At 68.3% G+C, this 21422-nt stretch carries 19 protein-coding genes; 9 read left to right on the forward strand and 10 right to left on the reverse strand.

Annotated elements, in window-relative coordinates:
- The first annotated feature begins 2 nt into the window (after nt 1–2).
- Genes AB0M14_RS21070 through AB0M14_RS21100 form a run of 7 tightly spaced genes read left to right on the forward strand, consistent with a single transcriptional unit; the run spans nt 3 to nt 7449 of the window.
- On the forward strand, nt 3–1433 hold the full coding sequence (locus AB0M14_RS21070; RefSeq protein ID WP_364997408.1) for an MCE family protein: 1431 nt from the start codon (nt 3–5) through the stop codon (nt 1431–1433).
- Nucleotides 1430–2452 (forward strand): MlaD family protein, encoded by a 1023-nt coding sequence (locus AB0M14_RS21075; protein WP_364997410.1) that lies wholly within the window; start codon nt 1430–1432, stop codon nt 2450–2452. Before AB0M14_RS21070 ends, AB0M14_RS21075 begins: the two co-directional genes overlap by 4 nt.
- Nucleotides 2449–3456 (forward strand): MCE family protein, encoded by a 1008-nt coding sequence (locus AB0M14_RS21080; RefSeq protein WP_364997412.1) that lies wholly within the window; start codon nt 2449–2451, stop codon nt 3454–3456. The genes AB0M14_RS21075 and AB0M14_RS21080 overlap by 4 nt, the downstream gene beginning before the upstream one ends.
- On the forward strand, nt 3456–4550 hold the full coding sequence (locus tag AB0M14_RS21085; RefSeq protein WP_364997414.1) for an MCE family protein: 1095 nt from the start codon (nt 3456–3458) through the stop codon (nt 4548–4550). Before AB0M14_RS21080 ends, AB0M14_RS21085 begins: the two co-directional genes overlap by 1 nt.
- Nucleotides 4547–5635, forward strand: coding sequence for an MCE family protein (locus AB0M14_RS21090; RefSeq protein WP_364997416.1), 1089 nt, complete (start codon nt 4547–4549; stop codon nt 5633–5635). Before AB0M14_RS21085 ends, AB0M14_RS21090 begins: the two co-directional genes overlap by 4 nt.
- A complete protein-coding gene (locus AB0M14_RS21095; RefSeq protein ID WP_364997418.1) occupies nt 5632–6810 on the forward strand; it encodes an MCE family protein in 1179 nt (392 codons plus the stop codon). The genes AB0M14_RS21090 and AB0M14_RS21095 overlap by 4 nt, the downstream gene beginning before the upstream one ends.
- Before the next feature lie 12 nt (nt 6811–6822).
- On the forward strand, nt 6823–7449 hold the full coding sequence (locus AB0M14_RS21100; RefSeq protein WP_364997420.1) for a hypothetical protein: 627 nt from the start codon (nt 6823–6825) through the stop codon (nt 7447–7449).
- Here the strand turns inward: AB0M14_RS21100 and AB0M14_RS21105 are convergent, their stop codons facing one another.
- Together AB0M14_RS21105 and AB0M14_RS21110 are read right to left on the reverse strand one after the other, a co-directional pair.
- Complete coding sequence (locus AB0M14_RS21105) at nt 7450–8682, reverse strand: helix-turn-helix domain-containing protein (protein ID WP_364997422.1); 1233 nt, start codon at nt 8680–8682, stop codon at nt 7450–7452.
- A 128-nt stretch (nt 8683–8810) separates the two neighbouring features.
- Entirely contained in the window at nt 8811–10052 is a 1242-nt protein-coding gene (locus AB0M14_RS21110) for a TetR family transcriptional regulator (protein WP_364997424.1), read from the reverse strand.
- Between the two features lie 112 nt (nt 10053–10164).
- Here AB0M14_RS21110 and AB0M14_RS21115 point away from each other — a divergent pair, with 112 nt between their 5' ends.
- Nucleotides 10165–10539, forward strand: coding sequence for a hypothetical protein (locus tag AB0M14_RS21115; RefSeq protein WP_364997426.1), 375 nt, complete (start codon nt 10165–10167; stop codon nt 10537–10539).
- A 15-nt stretch (nt 10540–10554) separates the two neighbouring features.
- Here the strand turns inward: AB0M14_RS21115 and AB0M14_RS21120 are convergent, their stop codons facing one another.
- The 6 genes from AB0M14_RS21120 to AB0M14_RS21145 are packed head-to-tail and all read right to left on the reverse strand — an operon-like array spanning nt 10555 to nt 18554.
- Entirely contained in the window at nt 10555–12492 is a 1938-nt protein-coding gene (locus AB0M14_RS21120) for an acetoacetate--CoA ligase (RefSeq protein ID WP_364997428.1), read from the reverse strand.
- 21 nt (nt 12493–12513) lie between these two features.
- Entirely contained in the window at nt 12514–13326 is an 813-nt protein-coding gene (locus tag AB0M14_RS21125) for a CoA ester lyase (RefSeq protein WP_364997430.1), read from the reverse strand.
- Nucleotides 13323–13793, reverse strand: coding sequence for a MaoC family dehydratase (locus tag AB0M14_RS21130; protein WP_364997432.1), 471 nt, complete (start codon nt 13791–13793; stop codon nt 13323–13325). Before AB0M14_RS21130 ends, AB0M14_RS21125 begins: the two co-directional genes overlap by 4 nt.
- Nucleotides 13790–14950 (reverse strand): acyl-CoA dehydrogenase family protein, encoded by a 1161-nt coding sequence (locus tag AB0M14_RS21135; protein WP_364997434.1) that lies wholly within the window; start codon nt 14948–14950, stop codon nt 13790–13792. Before AB0M14_RS21135 ends, AB0M14_RS21130 begins: the two co-directional genes overlap by 4 nt.
- The gene (locus AB0M14_RS21140) at nt 14947–16965 is read right to left on the reverse strand and encodes an acetyl/propionyl/methylcrotonyl-CoA carboxylase subunit alpha (RefSeq protein ID WP_364997436.1); all 2019 of its coding nucleotides are present in this window, start codon (nt 16963–16965) and stop codon (nt 14947–14949) included. Before AB0M14_RS21140 ends, AB0M14_RS21135 begins: the two co-directional genes overlap by 4 nt.
- A 5-nt stretch (nt 16966–16970) precedes the next feature.
- A complete protein-coding gene (locus AB0M14_RS21145; RefSeq protein ID WP_364997438.1) occupies nt 16971–18554 on the reverse strand; it encodes a carboxyl transferase domain-containing protein in 1584 nt (527 codons plus the stop codon).
- Between the two features lie 94 nt (nt 18555–18648).
- On the opposite strand from AB0M14_RS21145, the gene AB0M14_RS21150 reads away from it, so the two are divergent.
- Entirely contained in the window at nt 18649–19242 is a 594-nt protein-coding gene (locus tag AB0M14_RS21150; RefSeq protein ID WP_364997440.1) for a TetR/AcrR family transcriptional regulator, read from the forward strand.
- A gap of 31 nt (nt 19243–19273) precedes the next feature.
- Here the strand turns inward: AB0M14_RS21150 and AB0M14_RS21155 are convergent, their stop codons facing one another.
- Both AB0M14_RS21155 and AB0M14_RS21160 read right to left on the reverse strand, forming a co-directional pair.
- A complete protein-coding gene (locus AB0M14_RS21155) occupies nt 19274–20020 on the reverse strand; it encodes a 3-hydroxybutyrate dehydrogenase (RefSeq protein WP_364997442.1) in 747 nt (248 codons plus the stop codon).
- Nucleotides 20017–21396 carry an MFS transporter gene (locus AB0M14_RS21160; protein ID WP_364997444.1) on the reverse strand — a complete coding sequence of 460 codons (1380 nt, stop codon included), beginning with the start codon at nt 21394–21396 and terminating at the stop codon, nt 20017–20019. Before AB0M14_RS21160 ends, AB0M14_RS21155 begins: the two co-directional genes overlap by 4 nt.
- Nucleotides 21397–21422: the final 26 nt, after the last annotated feature.

A 21422-nucleotide genomic window follows, 5' to 3' on the forward strand; every position in this document is an offset into this window, starting at 1 on the left:
CGATGTTGCTCGATCCCAGTGGCCGCGGCCCCACCGCCCGGCAACTCACGCTCGCCGGTATCGCGATGGTGCTGGCCTTCGCGGTGGCGCTGGCGGTGCTGATGCTCCGCTACAACGGGTACTTCGACAAGAAGGTCCCGGTGATCGCCGAACTGACCAGCACCGGTGACGGCTTACCCGAGCTTGCCGACGTGAAGTTCCGCGGCATGGTGGTAGGCAGCGTGGCGGAGGTCGAGGTGGTCGCCAAGGGCGCCCGCCAGCGCGCCAGCATTCACCTGAAACCCGCTGTCGCATCGACCATTCCGGCCAACGTGACCGCGCGTCCGATACCCAACAACATCTTCGGCGTCACCGCGATCGAGCTGGTCGACAACGGGGACTCGCGGGCCAAGCTGGCCGCGGGGGCGATCATTCCCGAGGACACCAGCACCGGCACCACCCAGTTGCAGACGACGCTGACCGTGCTGCGCGACGTGCTCGACAATATCCAGCCGGAGAAGCTGGGCCGGGTACTGGCCACACTGGCCGCGGCGCTGGATCCCGGTGCGCGCGTGCCGGGTTCGACGATCGAGCGGCTCGACAACTGGCTGACCCAGGTGCACGCCACCCCGGGCATCGGCAACCTGCTCGGCGACCTGGGCCGGGCGACGACGGAATTGAGCCGGTCCGCGCCGGAGCTGGTCGGGGTGCTGGCCGAATCCGTGACCGCCGCGCGCACACTGACCGAAGGCCGCGCCAATCTCATCGCGCTGCTGTCGAATGCGAGCAACACCATCGATTCGGTGAACGGCTTGTTCGCGGCCAATCCGAACTCGGCGAAGGAGCTCGTGCCCGGTCTGGACCAGCTCTTCGGCAGCTTGGCCCAGGACACCGAGGCGATTCCCACCACCGTGCGCAACCTGAACGACGCGCTGGCCAAGCTGGCGACGGTGTTCCACTTCGGGCCCAGCAAGCAGATGGTGTGGGCCATGGACGTGAGTTTCACGCCGTTCCAGCAGTACACCGCCCAGGATTGCCCGCGGTACGGGGAGCTGGCCGGTCCGCGCTGCGGTGGCCCGACGGTGCCGGAAGTCGCACCGGCGCAGGAATATCCGGCCCAGTTGACGCCGCGCTGGCTCGACGCCGCCGGCCCCGCGCCGGTGCCCGAGGTCCCCGGACTGCCTGGTGTCTCGATTCCGGGTGTCCCCGGCGTCTCGATCCCCGGTCTGCCGGGCATCGCGATTCCCGGCCTGCCCGCTATTCCAGGGCTGACCGCGCCCGCGGCGGACAACCGAGCCGTTCCGGGTGTGCGCCCGATCGCGGCCGGGCGCGGTTACGCCGGTGTCGCCGCGATCGTCGGTGGTCAGCCGACCGCCGCGCAATTACTGCTGCTCACGCCGCTGCTCGCGGGCGGCAGTGTGACCGTGTACGAGACCTCGGGGGGTAACCGGTGAAATCTGGGAAAGCACTGGCCGGGTTCAGCCTGTTCGCGGTGCTGGCCATCACGCTGACCTACACGATCTGGTCCACCCTGCAACGATCCGTGCCGGGGGACACCAGTACCTACTCGGCGACCTTCTCCGATGTGATGGGCGTGCGGGTCGGCGACGACGTGCGGATGGCGGGCGTGCGGGTCGGCCGGGTCGACAAGATCGATTTCGAGCCGGACTACAAGGCGCGCATCGATATCCGGATCCAGTCCCGGCAGCGGCTGAGTACCTCGACCAAAGCGCTGGTGCGGTACCAGAATCTGATCGGCCAGCGCTATATCGCGCTGACGCCGGGCCAGGACGAGGGGCAGCCGCTGGCGGCCGGCGGGCACATCCCGCTGGAGCGCACCGAGCCGTCCTTCGACGTGTCCTCGCTGCTCTCGGGTTTCGAACCGCTGTTCAGCGTCTTGCAGCCGGATCAGATCAACTCGTTGTCGGAGACCCTGATTCAGGCGCTGCAAGGTGACGGCGTTTCGCTCAGCACCCTGATCACCCAGGCCGCGGATCTCGCGGCCACCTTCGGGCAGCGTGATCGCATCCTCGGCGATGTGATCAGCAACCTGAGCAGTGTGATCGCCGGATTGGCCAATCGCACAAAGGAATTGGAAACACTGATCACGCAATCGCGCGCACTGGTGGAGGCGCTGTACGCGGAGGGCGAATCCCTGAAGAGCTCTGTCGATCAGGTCGCGCACTCCACTAATTCCCTTGTCGCGCTGATCGATCAGGTGAAACCGGATCTGGCGCGGGCGCAGAACGACGCCACCACCGGCGTCGCGCTGCTGCTGCTCAACGGCGCGGCGCTGGACAAGGCGGCGGTGCAGCTCCCGTCCCTGCTGAATGCCCTGGCCCGGTTCACCAGTTATGGCGGCTACGCCAATGCCTATATCTGCCGCCTCGACGTCTCGCTGTGGGGTGTGCTGCTGCCGCCTGGGCTGATCTCGCAGATCGGCGGCGAATCGCAATCGGAGGTGTGCCGATGAGGATCCGGGTACCGCGTTATCGGGAGAACCGGCCGCTGTGGCTGGGTGTGCTGGCCGCGGCCTTCGTGGTGGTGCTGCTGGCGGGGTCCAGCGCGCTGTCCCAGGCCCGGGTGAGCGACAAGACGATTCAGGCGGAGTTCGCGCAGGCCGCCGGACTGCGCGCGGGCGCGACGGTGGACGTGTCGGGGATCGAGGTCGGCGCGGTGCGGACGGTGCGGCTGGTCAACGACAAGGTGATCGTCGATCTGCGGGTGCGCCGGGATCTGCGGCTGGGCGCGAACGCCCGGGCCGCGATCAAGATGTCGACCATCCTCGGGCGCCTGCATATCGAGCTCACGCCCGGTGACGGTAAAGGCCTGCCGGACAATACGATCCGGCTCGTCAACACGTCCGTGCCCTACAACCTGGGCAAGGTCATCCAGGATCCGCAGTACAAGCATTCCTTCGAACGGATCGAGCGCATCGACCCGGTGAAACTCCGGCAGTCGCTGGACCTGCTGGACCGGCAGATGGGTGACTCGCCGCAGCTCACCGTCGCCGCGCTGGACAGCATCGGCGCGCTGGCCAAGGTGATCAACGACCGCCGCGACGAGGTCGACTCGCTGCTGAAGAATCTGGACGCGGTCGCGCAGCTGGTGTCGGACAACCGGAACAGTGTGCTGCTCTTGCTGACTCGCGGCGAGGCGATCGGCAACGCGGTCGCGCTGCGCCAGAACCTGTTGCGCCAGTTGCTCGACAATGTCGCCCAGCTCTCGGGGCTGTTGCAGGAGATGGGCATCGAGAACAACGGCCAGCTCGGCCCGCTGATCCAGAACCTGAACACGATGACCGAGGGCTTGCAGAAGAACCGGGAGAACCTGGACCGGCTCTACGAGATCATGCCGGTGGCGGTGCGCCAGTTCAACAACGCGCTCGGCAACGGTCCGTACGGAGATGTCTGGGCCCCTTGGGTTTTCCCGGACAACTGGCTGTGTTTCGCGCAAGCGGTTCCGGGGTGCAACTGATGGTGAATGTACTGAAGCTGGCCGTGCTCTGCGTGGCGGCGTCCGTGGCCTCGGGGTGTTCGCTGCTGCCCGACAGCCTGAGCAAGCTGCCCGAGCAGTATCTCGGCGAAAGAATGCACATCAGTGCGGATTTCGAGAATGTCGCCGGGCTGTACGCGGGCAACGAGGTGGCGATTCTCGGCGTGCCGGTCGGGCAGGTGGACACGGTGCAGGCCAAGGGCAGCTATGTCCAGGTCACCATGTCCATCGACAAGGATGTGCCGGTCCCGGCGGAGGCGATCGCGGCGCTGGTGTCGCCGCAGCTGATCACCAACCGGCATGTCGAGCTGGCGCCCGCCTATACCGGCAGCGGGCCCACGCTGGCCGACGGTGCGCATATTCCGCTGGCGCGCACCAGGACTCCGGTCGAGCTCGATCGGATCCTGCAGAACTTCGATCAGCTCGGCGCGGCGCTGAAGGGTGACAACGAGAACGGCCCGATGGCGAGCCGGGTGCTGTTCCCGCTGCTGGACGGCAACGGGGACCGGCTCGCGCAGACGCTGGACGCGCTGTCCTCGGCGTTCGAGGTGTCGCTGGCGAACAAGGATCAGATCGCCAATACGATCATCAAGCTCAACGAGATCACCCAGATCGTCGCGGCCAACGATCAGACCGTGCGCGATTTCAGCGGCCGGCTGACCGAACTCGTACAGCTGATGGGTGACCAGTCACCGGGCTTGCACGCGGTGCTCACGCAGCTGAACGATTTCGTCGCCAATACCTCGACGGTGGTCGGCCAGAATCAGGATCAGCTGGCGGGCGCGCTCAGCCGATTCGTCACCATCACCGAGCAGATGCGCGCGAACGCGCGCGGATTGACCGAGATCGTGGACGTCACACCGCTGTTCTTCCAGAATCTGTCCAACGCGATGAGCACCGAGCATCGGGCCCTGCGCCTGCACGGCCTACTCGACAAGGCCGTGCTCGACGGTGAGGCGCTGGCCCTGTTCTGCGAGCGCATCCAGATGCGCCTGGACGGCTGCCGCACCGGCAAGATCCAAGACATGGGACCCGACTTCGGGCTCACCGCCGCACTGCTGGGGATAACCAAATGATCAGGCGAATCTGCGCGGCGCTGCTCGTCGCGAGCGCCGCGAGCGGGTGCGCGGTCACCGTCGACAACGTGCCGCTGCCCAAACCGGGCATCGGGGCGCCGGGCTACCACATTCACGCCACGTTCAAGGACGCGCTGAATCTGCCGGACCGCGCGCACGTGAAGATCGGCGGCACCGATATCGGCGTGGTCACCGGCATCGACACCACCAATTTCCTCGCCGACGTGGAAATGCTGATCCGCGAAGACATTCGGTTGCCGCGCGGCACCATCGCCGAACTGCGCCAGGCCACCCCGCTGGGCGACATCTTCATCGCGATGACCCTGCCCGAAGCGCGGCCGGACGCCGAAATCCTGCGGGCCGGCGACGTCATCGGCACCGAGCACACCGCCGCCGGCGCGTCCGTGGAACAGCTGATGGTGTCGATCTCCATGCTGCTCAACGGCGGCGGGCTCAATCAGGCCGCGAAGATCACCGCCGAGATGAACTCCATGGTGGGCGGCCGGGCGCCGCAGCTCGCACATCTGCTCACCGAGATGAGCAGCGTGATCACCGCGCTCAACCAGCGCACCGGCGATATCGACAGCATGCTGAGCGGACTCACGGTGCTGACCGGCGAGTTGGCCGCGCGCAAAGCCGAACTCGGGCAAGCCGCGGACACCTTTCCCGGCCTGCTCGGTCTGTTCGCCGCGAACAACCGGGACATCGCCCAGCTGATCAGCAAGGTGTCGGTCACCATGGCCGCGCTCGGCGACTTCACCGAGACCACCGGGCCGGAGTTCGTCAGTCTCTTCGACAGCATCCAGAAGCTGATGTCCGGATTCACGCAGATGGGTGACGAACTCGGGCAGGCGCTCGAGCGTTTCGATCAGCTCTATCCCTCGATCATGGCGTCCTACCAGGGCCCGGCGCTGTCGGTGGCGGCGACGGTGTCGTTCCTGAGTATCGGGGCGCTCACCGATCCCGCCGGCAGCCGCGCACCGGAGCTCGGCGACGTGCCCGCCTTCGTCGGCAGCCTCGCGCAAGTGCTGGAGAAAGTAATCGGGCGGCTCCAGAGTCCGCCGCAACAGGGTGGTCCGCGATGAGAATTCCGTTGTGGGAGTGGCTGGTTCGCCGCCGCATCGCGGTGGCCAATGTCGGGCTGGTGCTGGTGTTGATCGCCGGTTCGGCCTATCTGGCCGGGGCGGTGCTGCGCTTCAACCCGCTGCCGAACCGCTACTCGGTGACCGTGGAGCTGGCGAATTCCGGTGGGCTGCTGGCCAATAACGACGTCACCTTCCGGGGCGTGCGGGTCGGCCGGGTGAGTGAGGTACGGGTTTCGGGCGCCGGTATCGCGGCGGTCGCCGAAATCGATGGCGGAGCGCGGATTCCGGTCGGCGGCGTGGTGGCCGTCGGCCGGTTGTCCGCGGCCGGTGAGCAGTACCTGGACTTCCGGCCCGATGCCGACACCGGCCCATATCTGGCCGACGGGTCGGTGGTCGACATGTCCGCCACCAAAACGCCGGTGACCGTGCAGTCGGTGCTCGCGAATATGAGCGGCCTGATCGGCGGCATGAATCCGCAGCGGCTCAACGTGATCATCAACGAGCTCGACAAGGCGCTGGCGGGCGGCCCGGATCGGTTGCGCAACATGATCTCCGGCATCAGCCGCGCGATGGCCGGGCTCAACGATCTGCTGCCGCAGACCCGGCAGCTCATCGAGAATCTCGAGGTGATCGCCGAGACCACCTCGCACGCACAGCCCGATCTCACCACCCTGACCACCGGCGCGGGCGCGCTGTTCGAGCAGCTCACCGCCGCGGACCAGGAGGTGCGGGCCTTCCTGGAGCTGGCCCCCGGTCAGCTCGCCACGCTCGGCGGATTCGTGCGGGACACCCACGACCCGATCACCAATCTGGTCACCAACTTCGTCGCCATCACCAAGGCGGCGAAACTGCGCGCCCCGGCCATCGCGACCCTGTTCCCCGCGCTGCGCGAAGGTTCGGCCGCCCTGGGTATTCCGGTGTGGGACAACGCGTTCCATACCCTGGTGGATCCTTGGCCCCGTCCGACCTGCGATTACGACACCATCCCCGTCGTGCCGACGCTGGCCACCACCGATACCCGGGTGCGCCTCTACAACTACTGCGTCACCGACAATCCGGCCCTACAGGTCCGCGGCTCGGCCAACGCACCGCGGCCCAATGTGCCGGACAACGGTTCCGGCCCGCCGCCCGGTGTGACCGGAAATGAACTCTCCCAGCCCGCCCCCGGCAGATAGGAACGAAATCGTATGAGTGACAAGGACACCGGTAAGGCAGCAGACGAGACTGTGTCGCTGGACAAGGAAGTCGAACCCGAGACGCCTGAAGATTCGGCGGTGCAGGAGAAGACAGCGGAACCACGCATCTCGGCAGGTGCTCGCACGATCGCCCTGCGGGCCGCGGCGGGCGTCGCGATCGGCGCGGCCGTCGCGTCCTCGGTCTACTTCTTCCTGGAGGATCGACAGGCCGACAACCTGGCCCAGGCGCGCGAGGAAGCGCAGGCAGCCGCCTGCAAGTACGCGCCGATCCTCTCCGACTACGACGCCAAGAATCTGGACACCTACTTCGCGGCCGTGCTGGACGGCGCCACCGGCGACTGGAAGAAGCAGTTCGGCGACACCAGTAAAGAGCTGAAAGAGGTGCTCTCCCAAGGGCAGGTGGTGTCCAAGACCACCGACGTCCAGTGCGCCATCAAGACCGGCGACGAGAACTCGGCCGAGGCGATCGTGGTCATCGGGCAGACCATCACCAGCCTCGGCACCCAGGGCAAGCCCGCACCCGGCCAGCTCTCGATGGTCATGCGCCTGGAGAAGTCCGGCGGCAAGTGGCTGGTCAACAAGGTGAACTCGCCGCTGGCCCCCGCGCAGCAGCAGTAGTCAGGCGGCGGGCCGCCCGAAGAGGATGGCCTGCATCAGATGGGTGACCCGGGAGCGGTCACAGATCGGGTTGTCGGGGCCGAGCCACTGGCCCAGGTCGACCACCAGCGCGAGGGCCGCGTGCACCAGGACGCGGGCTGCGGCGGCGGTCAGTTCCGGGCGGACGGCGGCCAGGAGTTTGGCCCACTCTTCGACATTGAGCCGCTGGATGTTTCGCAGCACCGTGCGGTCGTCGGCCGGGACGTTGCTGATCTCGGCGTAGTAGACGAAGGTCAGTTCCCGTTCCTCGAACGAGCCCGCCACATACAGCTCGATCAGGCTGGTGAGCGCCTGCTCCGGGCCGTCGGACTCGGCGATGGCGGGCCCGATCGCCGCCGAAACCCGGTCTGCCGCACGGCGGAACGCGGCGGCGAGGATGTCGCCCTTGCCGCGATAGAACCGGTACACCGCCGAGGAGGCGGGCAGCCCGGCGGCGGTGGCGATGTCCTCGACGCTGACATTGGGGTAGCCGCGCTCGTGGAACAACTCGATCGCGCGCTTCAGCAGCAGCTCGTGTTTGAACGTGAGCGGAACCTCGGCCGCGCCAACGGCTTCCGGCTCGTCGCCGATCGGGGGCAGCTCGGCCTCGAAGACCGCCGCGCAGGCCGAGCGCAGCAGGTTCGCCAAGGCGCGGGCGGGCACCGAGACGTGGTGATCGGAGATGCTGCCGATCACGCTCAGCGCGGCGGTCGCCAGCACCGCACGGTCCGCGCCGTTCAGGCCGGGCCGGGTTTCGCCGAGCAGCTCGCCGAGCACCGCGTAGGTGCGGACCAGGTGCTCGATCAGGATCTGATAGTCCTCGGGTTCCAGGTAGCGGCTCTGCCAGCGCAGCAAGGCGGCGCTGCGGCGATTGGTGATGGACTTCGCGATCAGCGCGTCCACGATGTGCTGAAGTTTGTGTGCCGCAGTCGAATTCGCCAGCTCCGCGGGCAGCCGGACCGCTTCGGCGCTGAGCGCGCTGAGCCGCAGCGCCTCCTCCCGGAACAGTGCGTACTTACTCGGGTAGTGCCGGTAGAGCGCGGTGGAGGTGATGTCGAGCCGGGACGCGATGTCCTCCATGCTCACCCCGTGGTAGCCGAGCGCCCCGAACGCCTCGGCGGAGGCCGCCGCGATCTGGGCTCGCCGATCCCGCGGCCGCCGGCGCACCCGGGGCGTCTCACCTTCTCGTGCGGCACGGCGATTCTCGGCACTCATCCCGCGATGTTATCCCACGCAATCGATCGGAACAGCGCGTTACAAGAAAGCCCTAAGAGGGGCTGGAGCACGGCATCTTCGAAATAGTCTGCAAAGAATTGCCGTTAACATTGACAATGTGGGGGCGGTTACTTTCCGGGCCGCCCGAACAGCACCAGTTCCATCAGCGCGCAGACCCGGGCCTGGCCCGCGAACGGCTCCGCGTCGAAGGCCCGGCCCAGGTCGATCACGAGCGCGAACGCCGCGTGGATCAGGAACCGCGCCTCGGCCGGGGAGAGCTCCGGCCGTACCTCGCGCAGCAGCCGCGCCCACTCCTCGACGCTGAGGCGCTGGATATTGCGGAGCGCCGTCCGGTCCTCCGGCGGAACATGCTGGAACTCCGTGTAATACACGAAGGTGAGATCGCGCTCGGCGAACGAACCCGAGACGTAATGCGTGATCAAGGCGCGCAGCGCCGCCTCGGGGCTGTCCGCCGCGGCCACCGCGGGACCGATCGCGCCGGAGACCCGCTCGGCGGCCCGCCGGAACGCCGCGGACAACAGGTCGGATTTGCCCCGGTAGAACCGGTACACCGCGGAGGCGGCGGAAAGCCCCGCCGCGGTGGCGATGTCCTCGACGCTGACATTCGGGTAGCCGCGCTCGTGGAACAGTTCCACCGCTTTGCGCAGCAGCAGCTCGTGCTTGAACGAATCCGGGATCTCGGCGGCCACCATCGGTTCGGCGGCCACGGCGGGCGGCAGCTCGGCCTCGGCCACCTTCCAGCACGCCGAACTCAGCAGGCGGGCAAGCGGTTTCGCGGGCAGCGCGGCGTGGTGGTCGGCGATGCTGGTGATCGTGCTCAGCAGGGTGACGCGCAGCGCCCGGCGGTCGTTCTCGTCGAGTTCGGGCCGCAGCGCGGCCAATTGCGCGCCGAGCGCGTCGAGCACCTCGCTCTGCAGGCCGGCCAGGATCTCCTGGTCCTGCGGCTCCAGATAGCGGCCCTCCCAGCGCACCAGGGTGACGCTGGCCCGGTTCTCGATGGTCGCGCCGATCAGCGCGTCGATCACCTGCCGCAGGCGCTGGGCGGGGGCGGGGGAGGGGGCCGCCTCGGGCAGGCGCACGGACTCGGTCATCGCGTTGCCGACGCGCAGCAGTTCCTCGCGGAACAGCGCGTACTTGCTCGGGTAGTGCCGGTACAGCGCGGCCGAGCTGATGCCGAGACCGGAGGCGATGTCCTCCATGCTCACACCGTGGTAGCCCAGTGAGCCGAACGCGGCCGCCGACGCCGCCGCGATCTGCGCGCGCCGATTCTTGGGCCGGCGCCGAACCTCCCGTGGTGCCGGGTCGCCGCTGACCGCCTTACGCGCCGTACGGCGATTGTCGACACTCATGCCGCACATGGTATCGGCCTGCTCCGGCCGGTGATTTGCCCAGGTCGCCGAGCACGGCCGACAAGGTTCGCCTTGCTAACATTGCGTCTCGCTCATTCGTTAAGGACCTGATGTGCAGAAGCTCTTCTTCGTCACCGCGGTGACCGCCGCCGCGTTGAGCCTCGCCGCGTGCGGCGGCGACATCGCGACCGCCGCACCCGCCGCATCCGAAGTCCCCACCCCGGCGCCGACCACCGCGGTCCCGGTCGGCACCGTCGAACCGACGGCCCTGATCATGATCGACCCGGACGGCGACAAGTGGAACCGGGCGCGCACCGTCCGGGAGGCGCGCCGGCTCGTCGAATCCGTCCGCGAGGCCGGCGCCCAGCTCCCCGCCAACTTCTGCGAACAGGGCTATATCGAAGGCCTCGAGGGCGGCGGGCAATTCCCCTCCGGCAAGCAGGCTTGGCTGGACGCCTGCGAAGAGGGCGTGCGCCAGGCGGGTTGATCCGCCCTTCGCGAGCTATGGATGCTGTTCGGCGTACCAGTCCAGCAGATCGGGGTTGTCGACCGCGCTGCGTTCTACGACGCGGGACGGGTCCGCGCCCTGGAACAGCTTCTTGATCGGGACCTCGAGCTTCTTGCCGGTGCGGGTGTGCGGGATGCCGGGGGCGAGCAGGATCTCGTCCGGGACGTGGCGCGGGGAGACCTCGGTGCGGATCGCGGTGTTGATCCGGGTTTTCAGGTCGTCGGTGAGCTCGGTGCCGGGCGTCAGGGTGACGAACAGCGGCATCCAGTAGCCGCCGTCGGGTTGTTCGGCGCCGATGACGAGGGCCTCGGTGATTTCCGGGAGGCGCTCGACGACCTGGTAGATGTCGGCGCTGCCCATGCGGATGCCGTGCCGGTTCAGGGTGGAGTCGGAGCGGCCGTGCACGACGACGCTGCCGCGGTCGGTGATCTCGATCCAGTCGCCGTGCCGCCAGACGCCGGGGAACATGTCGAAATAGGCGTCGTGGTAGCGGTTTCCGTCCGGGTCGTGCCAGAAGTGGATCGGCATCGACGGCATCGGCTGGGTGATGACGAGCTCGCCGACCTCGCCGCGCACCGGCTTGCCTTCGGGATCGAAAGCCTCGAGCGCGGTGCCGAGGTAGGGCGCGGAGAGTTCACCCGGCCAGACCGGGACGGTGCGCACGCCGCCGAGGAACGCCGACACCACGTCGGTGCCGCCGCTGATCGACGAAACCTGCACGTGGTCACCGATATTCTCGCCCAGCCACAGCGCCGAGGACGGCGGCAGCGCGGAGCCGGTGATGCCGACGGTGCGCAGTGCGCTCAGGTCGTGCTCGGTGCGCGGGACCGCACCCGCCTTGATGCAACCCAGCACGTAGCCCGGGCTGGTGCCGAGCACGGTGGCCCGCACCTCGGCGGCCATGCGCCACAGCGCGTCCGGGCCGCCATGGGTGGGGCTGCCGTCGTAGGTGACGATGGTGGCCCCGGTCAGCAGGCCGGCGACCTGGAAGTTCCACATCATCCAGCTCGGGCTGGTGTACCAGAAGAAGGTGTCGTCGGGTCCGATATCGGATTGCAGCGCAACGGCTTTCAGGTGTTCGAGCACCACGCCGCCGTGGCTGTGCACGATGCCCTTGGGTAAACCCGTGGTGCCGGAGGAGAACACGATCCACAGCGGGTGGTCGAAGTCCAGCACCTCGGTCTCGATGACGGCGGCGTTGTTGCCGGTGTCGGCGACCGCCTCGGCCCAGGAGATGGTCTCGGGCACCGCCAGGCCCAGCTGCGAGATCGCGATGGTGGCCCGCACGGACGTCAATCCGCTTTGCAGAGCGGCGATGTCGGCGCGCTTGTCGTGTGCCTTGCCGCCGAATCGGTATCCGTCGGCGGTGACCAGCACGGTCGGCTCCAGCTGGCCGAGCCGGTCCAGGGCCGCCTTGGCGGAGTAGTCCTGCCCGCACGCGCTCCACACCGCGCCGATGCTCGCGGTCGCCAGGAACGCGATCACGGCCTCGGGGATGTTCGGCAGATAACCGGCGACCCGATCGCCCGGCTGGACGCCGAGTTCGCGCAGGGCGCGGGCGAAAGCGGCGGTGCTGTCGATCAATTCGGCCCAGGACACCTCGCGCGGCTCGGCCTGCTCCGAGAGTGCGACGATCGCGGGCCGATCGGTGCGGAACTGCCGCACGATCTGGTCGGCGTAGTTCAGCTTGGTGCCCGGAAACCACTGTGCCCCCGGCATTTCGGTGCTCGCCAGCACTTCGCCGTCGATCGCGCCGAGCTCGAAGTAGTCCCACAGTGCGTGCCAGAAGCCGGGCAGGTCGTCGACCGACCACTGCCACAGCGCCCGATAGTCCGGCGCTGCCACACCTGTCCGAGCCTCGACGAACCGCGCGAAATCGGTGACCCGGGCGGCGGCGATATCGGCTTCGGTGGGCACCCACTGGGGTTTCATAAGTACTACCTTTCGTGCTGGCTAACTGGTTTGCGCGCGCCGCAGGACCTGCTCGGCGTGCCGCAGGACCGGTGCGTCGACCATCCGGCCCTCGAAGGCGAAGACGCCGCGATGGTTCGGCACCTCGGCGAGTAGCCGCCGGGCCCAATCGATCTCGGTGTCCGAGGGCGCGTACGCCGCCCGGATGACCGGCATGTGGCTGGGATGGATGGCGACCTTGGCGTCGAAGCCCACCGCCACCGCGTCCTCCGCTTCGGCGCGCAGCCCGTCCAGGTCACCGATGTTCAGGTACACCGAGTCGAGCGCGAACTTGCCGTAGGCCTTGGCCGCGAGCAGCGCGGTGGATCGCACCTGCCGGGCCACCTCCCGGTAACTCCCGTCGGCGTACCGGCTGGAGGTGCCGCCGAGCCCGGCGACCAGATCCTCGGCGCCCCACATCACTCCGATGGCGTTGTCCACGTGCACGGCCTCGGCGACCGTGAGCGCGCCCAGCGGCGACTCGATCAGCACGATCACCTCGCAGTGCGCGAGCGCTCGGACCTGTTCACCCGATTCGCATTTCGGCAGCATGACCCGCCGATACCCGGTCTGCGCCAGCGCATGCAGGTCGAGGGCATGCTCCTCGGTGCCGTACGCGTTGACCCGCACCACCGTGGTCTCCGGGTCCAGCGGGGTGTCGACGAGAGCTTTGCGCGCGGCCGCCTTGTCGGCGGCGGCGACGCCGTCCTCGAGATCGAGGATCACCACATCGGCTGCCGCCGCGGCCTTTTCGAACCGTTCCGGCCGATCGGCCGGGCAGAACAGCCAGGCGGCGCCCGCCATCTCCCACCTCATGCCGGCCGCTTCCGGACCAAAGTGCTGCGGGTGGCGGTGGCCACGATGTCGCCGTGCTGATTGCGCGCGGTGTGCACCAGCGTCACGATCCCCTCGCCCGGACGGGATTTCGACTCCCGCTTCTCGGTGACCACGGTCTCGGCGTACATGGTGTCACCGTGGAACAGCGGTTTCGGGAAGCTGACCTCGGAGAACCCGAGATTGGCCACCAGGGTGCCCTGGGTCAGCTGCGCGACCGACAACCCGATCAGGGTGGACATGGTGAACATCGAGTTCACCAGCCGCTGGTTGAACGGCGGCTGGTGGTCGGCGAAGGCCGCGTCCAGGTGCAGCGCCTGGGTGTTCATGGTCAGCGTGGTGAACAGGACATTGTCGGCCTCGGTGATGGTGCGTCCGGGCCGGTGCGCGTAGACCGTGTCGGTCTCGAACTCCTCGAACCAGAGGCCGCGCTGTTCCACGGTTTTCACAGCCCCAACTCCCGACCGATCAGCATCAGCTGAACCTCCGTCGTACCCTCGCCGATTTCCAGGATCTTGCTGTCGCGATAGTGCCTGGCCACAGCGTATTCGTTCATGAAGCCGTAGCCGCCGAAAATCTGGGTGGCGTCGCGGGCATTGTCCATCGCGGCCTCGCTGCCCACCAGCTTGGCGATGGCGGCTTGCTTCTTGAACGGCTTGCCGGCCAGCATCAGCGCGGCCGCGTCGTAGTAGGCGGTGCGGGCCGCGTGCGCGCGGGCCTCCATCCGGGCGATCTTGAAGGCGATGGCCTGGTTGCGGCCGATGGTCCGGCCGAACGCCTCGCGCTCCTTGGCGTAGCGCACGCTCTCGTCGACGCAGCCCTGCGCCGCGCCGACCGACAGCGCGGCGATGGCGATCCGGCCCTCGTCGAGGATGCGCAGGAAGTTGGCGTAGCCGCGGCCGCGCTCGCCGAGCAGGTTCTCCTCGGGCACGCGGACGTCGGTGAAGCTGAGCGGGTGGGTGTCGGAGGCGTTCCAGCCGACCTTGTTGTAGGCCGGTTCGGCCACGAAGCCGGGGGTGTCGGTGGGCACCAGGATGGTGGAGATCTCCTTCTTGCCCTCGCGCAGACCGGTCACCGCGGTCACCGTCACCAGCCGGGTGATGTCGGTACCGGAGTTGGTGATGAACTGCTTGCTGCCGTTGATGATCCAGTCACCGCTGTCGAGGGTGGCGGTGGTGCGAGTACCGCCCGCGTCGCTGCCCGCACCCGGTTCGGTGAGACCGAACGCGGCCAGCACGCGCCCGGAAGTCAACTGCGGCAACCACTCCTGCTTCTGCTTGTCGTTGCCGAAGCGGAAGATCGGCATCGCGCCGAGGGAGACACCGGCCTCCAGGGTGATCGCGACGCTCTGGTCGACCTTGCCGAGTTCCTCGAGCGCCAGGCAGAGCGCGAAGTAGTCGCCGCCCATGCCGCCGTACTCCTCCGGGAACGGCAGGCCGAACAGGCCCATGTCGGCCATACCCTTGACGACTTCGTACGGGAAGGTGTGGTTGGCGTCGTGCTCGGCCGCGACTGGGGCCACCACCGAATTGGCGAAGTCGCGGACGGTCAGGGCCAGGTCACGGTAGTCCTCGGGCAGGGTGCCGGTGGATAGGAAGTCGGTCATGCGGGAAGTCCTTCGGGTGCGGAGGTATTCGATGCGATACGGGCCAGCGGCTGGTCCAGGCGGACCTGGGTGCCCGCTGCCGCGAGAATGTCGACGGTGCCCGCGGTCGGCGCGGTGAGCGTGTGCTCCATCTTCATGGCCTCGACCACCACGATCGGGGTGCCCGCCGCCACGGTGGCGCCCGCTTCGACGAGCACCGCGATCACCGAACCCGGCATGGGGCTGCGGATTTCGGCGTCACCGACCTGTTCGGCGTCCTTGCGGACGCGCTCCTCGGGCACGGCGCGCAGCATCGCGACTCCGGTCGGGCCCGAAACCCACAGCTGCGCCTCGTGTTCGGCGACGCGGTAGTCCTGGCGCAGGCCGTCCAGCGTGACGGCGACGCCGCCGTCGACGTAAGCGACTGTGAGCGAGCACGGTTCGCCGCTGTTCAGGTGGACCGATGCCGCCGCGGGCGTGCCGCAGAGGTACACGTGCTCGGTGCGCTCACCGCCGGTCAGCCGGATGGTGGTGGGTGCGGGGGAGCCGATGCGCCAGCCGGTGGGCAGTTCCCACGGATCCGCCGGACCGGCGGGCCAGTCGCGCAGCCAGTGGTAGGCGGCCGCGGCGACGAACATATCGTCGCCGACCTCGGCCGGCTGAAAATCGCCGAGCCGGCGATCCAGCAGCGCGGTGTCGAGCCGACCGGCCGCCACCTCCGGATCGGCCAGCAGGAAGCGCAGGAACTCGATATTGGTGGTGACGCCGAGCAGCACCGTATCGCCCAGGGCCCGATCGAGTTTCGCGATCGCGGCGGTGCGGTCGGCGGCGTGCGCGATGACCTTCGACAGCATCGGGTCGTAGTCGCTGCCGACCACGGTTCCGGCCCGCAGGCCCGAATCCACCCGGACCCCGGCGCCTTCCGGCTCCGACAGGCCGAGCACCGTGCCGCCGGTGGGCAGGAAGCCGCGGCCGGGGTCCTCGGCGTACACCCGGGCCTCGATGGCGTGCCCGACCATGCGGATGTCGTCCTGCTCCACCGCGAGCTTCTGGCCGGCCGCCACGCGCACCTGGCATTCCACCAGGTCCACGCCGGTGACCAGCTCGGTGACCGGATGCTCCACCTGCAGCCGGGTGTTCATCTCCATGAAGAAGAACTCGTCCGGCCGGTCGGCGGACACGATGAATTCGACGGTGCCCGCGCCGACGTAGTTCACGCTGCGCGCCGTATTGCAGGCCGCCGCACCGATTCTGGCGCGGGTCGCGGCGTCCAGCAGCGGTGAGGGCGCTTCCTCGATCACCTTCTGGTGCCGGCGCTGCAAGCTGCATTCGCGTTCGCCCAGGTGCACGACATTGCCGAACTGATCGGCCAGCACCTGCACCTCGATGTGGCGCGGACGGGTGACGAACCGCTCCAGGAACAGCGTGTCGTCCCCGAAGGCGGCGCCCGCCTCGCGGCGTGCGCTGACCAGCGCGGCGGGCAGTTGCGCCGGATCCTCGACCATGCGCATGCCCTTGCCGCCGCCGCCCGCGGACGGCTTGACCAGCACCGGGTACCCGACCTCGGTCGCCGCCGCGATCAGCTCGTCGTCGGTCAGGCCGGGCCGGGCGATACCGGGCACCACCGGCACATCGAAGGCGGCGACGGTGTTCTTGGCGGCGATCTTGTCGCCCATGATCTCGATCGCCCGGGCGGGCGGGCCCAGGAACACCACCCCGGCCTCGGCCAGCGCGGCGGCGAAAGCGGCGTTCTCGGAAAGGAATCCGTAGCCGGGGTGCACGGCCTGCGCGCCGGTGCGCACGGCGGCGGCGACGACTTTGTCGATGGCCAGATAACTGTCGCGCGCGGGCGCCGGGCCCAGCCGCACGGCGGTGTCGGCCTCGTGCACATGGCGGGCGTCGGCGTCGGCGTCGCTGTATACCGCGACGGACCGAATTCCCATGGCGCGCAACGTCCGGATGACGCGCACCGCGATCTCGCCGCGGTTGGCGACCAGCACAGTGTCGAAGCCGACAGGGTGAGAAGTGTTCAGCATGTCGCTCACATCCGGAAGACGCCGTAGGAAACGGGTTCGAGCGGCGCTTGCGCGCAGACCGAAAGGGCAAGTCCGAGTACGGTTCTGGTATCGGCGGGATCGATGACGCCGTCGTCCCAGAGCCGGGCGGTGGAGTAGTACGGATTGCCCTGGTGCTCGTACTGATCGCGGATCGGCGCCTTGAACGCCTCCTCGTCCGCGGCCGACCACGGCTGCCCGTTCGCGTCCAGCTGATCGCCGCGCACGGTCGACAGCACCGAGGCCGCCTGCTCGCCGCCCATCACCGAGATCCGCGCGTTCGGCCACATCCACAGGAAGCGCGGCGAATACGCGCGCCCGCACATGGAGTAGTTGCCCGCGCCGTAGGAGCCGCCGATCACCACGGTCAGCTTCGGCACCCGGGCGCACGCCACGGCGGTCACCATTTTCGCGCCGTGCTTGGCGATGCCGCCGGCCTCGTAGTCGCGGCCCACCATGAAGCCGGTGATGTTCTGCAGGAACAGCAGCGGGATCTTGCGCTTGTCGCACAGTTCGATGAAATGCGCGCCCTTCTGCGCGGATTCACCGAACAGCACGCCGTTGTTGGCGACGATGCCGACCGGGTGGCCGTGGATCCGGGCGAAGCCGGTGACCAAGGTCTTGCCGTACTCGGCCTTGAACTCGTGGAACCCGGTGGCGCCGTCGGTGATCCGGGCGATCACCTCGCGCACGTCGTAGGGCGTGCGGAGATCGGTCGGCACGACGTCGTAGAGCTCGGATTCCGGCGCGGCCGGCGCGGTGGCGGGCAGCACATCCCAGGGGGCGGCCGGGCGCGGGCCCAGGGTGGCCACGATCCGCCGCACGATGCGCAGCGCGTCCTGATCGTCCTCGGCCAGGTGGTCGGTGACTCCCGAAGTGCGGGAATGCAATTCGCCGCCGCCGAGCTCCTCGGCCGTGACCACCTCGCCGGTCGCGGCCTTCACCAGCGGCGGTCCGCCGAGGAAGATCGTGCCCTGATTGCGCACGATCACCGCCTCGTCGCTCATCGCGGGCACGTAGGCGCCGCCGGCGGTGCAGGAGCCGAGCACCGCCGCGATCTGCGGAATGCCCTGGGCGCTCATGGTCGCCTGGTTGTAGAAGATGCGGCCGAAGTGCTCGCGGTCCGGGAAGACCTCGTCCTGGCGGGGCAGGAACGCGCCGCCGGAGTCGACCAGGTAGAGGCACGGGAGCTGGTTCTGCAACGCCACTTCCTGGGCGCGCAGATGCTTCTTCACCGTCATCGGGTAGTAGGTGCCGCCCTTGACGGTCGCGTCGTTCGCGACGATCACGCACTCGCGCCCGGAGACCCGCCCGATGCCGGTGATGATGCCCGCACCCGGGCATTCGTCGTCGTACATGCCGGTGGCCGCCAGCGGGGACAGCTCCAGGAACGGGCTGCCCGGGTCCAGCAGTTGATCCACCCGCTGCCGGGGGAGCAGCTTGCCGCGCGCGAGATGCCGCTCGCGGGCCTTGGCCGGGCCGCCGAGCGCGGCCGTGGCCAGCCGCTCGCGCAGGTCACCGGTCAGCGCCTCGAGAGCGCTGCGGTTCCCCGTCTGTTGAGTAACCACCATCACGGAAGTCCTGTCGGTCAGTTAGTCGCCGATAACTGGAATTCAGGTTAATCTTGATTAACCGAGTTGTCCAGGATGGTCGAGAGGAGTACGAGTGACCAGCGCGGATTCTGTTGCGCCCACGCGCCGCGAGCAGTTGAAAGCGCAGCGGCGCGGTCAGCTGCTGGAAGCCGGTGCCCGGTTGATCGCCGAGCGCGGGTTCCTCGGCATGCGCCTGGACGACCTAGGCGCGGCCGTCGGGATCAGTGGTCCCGCGGTGTACCGGCATTTCCCCAACAAGGAAGCGCTGCTGGTCGAGCTCCTGGTGGGAGTCAGCCAGCGGCTGTTCGACGGCGGTAAGGCCGTGGTCGCCGCCGCCGCTTCGGCCCGGGAGGCCCTCGGCGCACTGGTCGACTTCCATCTGGACTTCGCGCTCGGCGACCCCGAACTCATCCGGATCCAGGACCGCGACCTCGAGAACGTCCCGGTCGCACCGCGGCGGGAACTGCGCCGGACCCAGCGCCAGTACGTCGAGGTCTGGGTCGGCGTGCTGCGCGAACTGCATCCGGAGCTCGCGGAGGAGGCGGCGCGGGTGCGGGCGCACGCCGTCTTCGGCCTGATGAACTCGACGCCGCACAGCGCGACCCGGGCCACCGCCGCCCGCGCCCGGCCGATCCTGCGGCAGATGGTGCTGGCGGCGCTCGGGTGAAGCGGCCGCCCCTCATGCGGCCGCTGCCCGGTCATCGCGCGCTCCAGCCTCCGTCCATCGTGTAGGAGGCTCCGGTGACCATGCCCGCTTCGCCCGAGGCCAGCCAGCCGACCAGGGACGCCACCTCTTCCGGTTCTACCAGGCGTTTGACCGCGCTCTCGGTGAGCATGATCTTCTCGATCACCGCTTGCTCCGGGATGCCGTGGGTGCGGGCCTGATCGGCGATCTGCTTGTCCACCAGCGGCGTTCGCACATACCCGGGGTTGACGCAGTTGCTGGTCACCCCGTGCGGTCCGCCTTCCAGCGCGGTTACCTTCGAAAGCCCTTCGAGCGCGTGCTTGGCCGTCACGTAGGCCGCCTTGTAGGCGGAGGCGCGCAGGCCGTGCACCGACGAGATATTGACGATCCGGCCGAATCCGGTGCGGTACATGTGCGGTAGTGCCGCACGGACCAGCAGGAACGGTGCCTCCACCATGAGGGTGAGCAGGTGGCGGAACTGTTCGGGCGGGAAGTCCTCGATCGGGGAGATGCGCTGCACCCCGGCGTTGTTCACCAGGATGTCGATGTCGAGCCGGAGGTCTTCCAGCGCGCCGACCTCGAGCAGGTCGACCGCCCATGCCTTTCCACCCAGGTCGTGGGCGAGCTCCTTGGCGCCGGTCTCGTCGATGTCGGCGATGGTGACGGTGGCGCCGCGCGCGGCGAGCAGCCGGGCGCAGGCCGCGCCGATCCCGCTCGCCCCGCCGGTCACCAGCGCGGATTTGCCGATGAGGTCACTCATTTGGCCACCGCGGGCTCGGCGATCAGGGCGCGATCCGCTTCGTCGACGCTGGCGAGGTCCAAACCCTTGGTCTCCTTGGCGAACAGCACGGCGACCGCGGTGACCGCGGCGGCCCCGGCCAGGTACCAGGCGATCGGCACCGCGGAGTCGAAGGTGTTCAGCAGCCGTACCGCGATGATCGGCGCCAGCGAACCCGCTACGATCGAGGTCACCTGATAGCCCAGGGACACACCGGAATACCGCATCCGGGTCGGGAACATCTCGGCCATGATGGCGGGCTGGGCGGCGTACATCAGGGCGTGGAATACCAGGCCGATGATGATCGCGGACATGATGACCACGTTGTGGCCGCTGTCCATCATCGGGAAGGCGAAGAAGCCCCAGGTGCCCGCGGTGATCGCGCCGGCCAGGTAGACCGGACGGCGGCCGAACCGGTCGCTGAGATGTCCCGCTACGGGGATCGCGAAGAAATGCACGGCGTGCGCGGCGAGCAACCACCACAGGATGACCTTGGTGTCGGTGCCGACGTGCACCTTCAGATAGGTGATGGTGAAGGTGACCACCAAGTAGTAGAGGATGTTCTCGCCGAAGCGCAGGCCCATCGCGGTGAAAACGCCACGCGGATAACGCTGCATGACCTCGACCACGCTGAACGAGGTGGCCTTGATCTGCTCCATCTCCTGCTGCGCCGCGACGAAGATCGGGGCGTCGGTGACCTTGGTGCGGATGTAGTAGCCGACCAGCACGACCACCGCCGACAGCCAGAAGGCCACGCGCCAGCCCCAACTCAGGAACGCGGCATCGGAGAGCGTCGAGGTCAGCGCCAGCAGCGCGAGGGTGGCGAGCAGATTGCCCACGGGCACACCGGCTTGCGGCCAGCTCGCCCAGAAACCGCGCTTGGCGTTCGGACTGTGCTCGGCGACCAGCAATACCGCGCCGCCCCACTCACCGCCCACCGCGAAGCCCTGAATGAAGCGCAGCGTGACCAGCAAGGCCGGCGCCCAGTAACCGATCTGGGCGAACGTGGGCAGACAGCCCATCAGGAACGTCGCCGCGCCGACCAGCACCAGGCTGAACTGCAACAGTTTCTTGCGGCCGTACTTGTCGCCGAAGTGGCCGAACACGATGCCGCCCAGCGGACGGGCCGCGAAGCCCACCGCGTAGGTGACGAACGCGGCCAGGATCGCGTCCAGCTCGCTGGTGCCCTGGGCGAAGAAGACCTTGCTGAACACCAGCGTCGCCGCGGTGCCGTAGAGGAAGAACTCGTACCACTCGACGACCGTGCCCGCCATGGAGGCGGCGACCACCCGTCTGAGTCCGGAGGGGTTGTCACCCGGATCGCTGCCGGTCGGTCGCACGGGATTGCGCACGCTCATCGAAGATCTCCTAACGATCGGCCCAT

Origin of the sequence: Nocardia sp. NPDC051832, from assembly GCF_040681285.1 — a bacterium.
Classification (GTDB): domain Bacteria; phylum Actinomycetota; class Actinomycetes; order Mycobacteriales; family Mycobacteriaceae; genus Nocardia.

Excerpts from the sequence above, each read along its gene's own strand:
- AB0M14_RS21070 (WP_364997408.1), top strand. The coding sequence starts at position 3 with ATGTTGCTCGATCCCAGTGGCCGCGGCCCCACCGCCCGGCAACTCACG.
- AB0M14_RS21080 (WP_364997412.1), top strand. The coding sequence starts at position 2,449 with ATGAGGATCCGGGTACCGCGTTATCGGGAGAACCGGCCGCTGTGGCTG.
- AB0M14_RS21085 (WP_364997414.1), top strand. The coding sequence starts at position 3,456 with ATGGTGAATGTACTGAAGCTGGCCGTGCTCTGCGTGGCGGCGTCCGTG.
- AB0M14_RS21090 (WP_364997416.1), top strand. The coding sequence starts at position 4,547 with ATGATCAGGCGAATCTGCGCGGCGCTGCTCGTCGCGAGCGCCGCGAGC.
- AB0M14_RS21095 (WP_364997418.1), top strand. The coding sequence starts at position 5,632 with ATGAGAATTCCGTTGTGGGAGTGGCTGGTTCGCCGCCGCATCGCGGTG.
- AB0M14_RS21100 (WP_364997420.1), top strand. The coding sequence starts at position 6,823 with ATGAGTGACAAGGACACCGGTAAGGCAGCAGACGAGACTGTGTCGCTG.
- AB0M14_RS21105 (WP_364997422.1), bottom strand. The coding sequence starts at position 8,682 with ATGAGTGCCGAGAATCGCCGTGCCGCACGAGAAGGTGAGACGCCCCGG.
- AB0M14_RS21110 (WP_364997424.1), bottom strand. The coding sequence starts at position 10,052 with ATGAGTGTCGACAATCGCCGTACGGCGCGTAAGGCGGTCAGCGGCGAC.
- AB0M14_RS21120 (WP_364997428.1), bottom strand. The coding sequence starts at position 12,492 with ATGAAACCCCAGTGGGTGCCCACCGAAGCCGATATCGCCGCCGCCCGG.
- AB0M14_RS21125 (WP_364997430.1), bottom strand. The coding sequence starts at position 13,326 with ATGAGGTGGGAGATGGCGGGCGCCGCCTGGCTGTTCTGCCCGGCCGAT.
- AB0M14_RS21135 (WP_364997434.1), bottom strand. The coding sequence starts at position 14,950 with ATGACCGACTTCCTATCCACCGGCACCCTGCCCGAGGACTACCGTGAC.
- AB0M14_RS21140 (WP_364997436.1), bottom strand. The coding sequence starts at position 16,965 with ATGCTGAACACTTCTCACCCTGTCGGCTTCGACACTGTGCTGGTCGCC.
- AB0M14_RS21145 (WP_364997438.1), bottom strand. The coding sequence starts at position 18,554 with ATGGTGGTTACTCAACAGACGGGGAACCGCAGCGCTCTCGAGGCGCTG.
- AB0M14_RS21155 (WP_364997442.1), bottom strand. The coding sequence starts at position 20,020 with ATGAGTGACCTCATCGGCAAATCCGCGCTGGTGACCGGCGGGGCGAGC.
- AB0M14_RS21160 (WP_364997444.1), bottom strand. The coding sequence starts at position 21,396 with ATGAGCGTGCGCAATCCCGTGCGACCGACCGGCAGCGATCCGGGTGAC.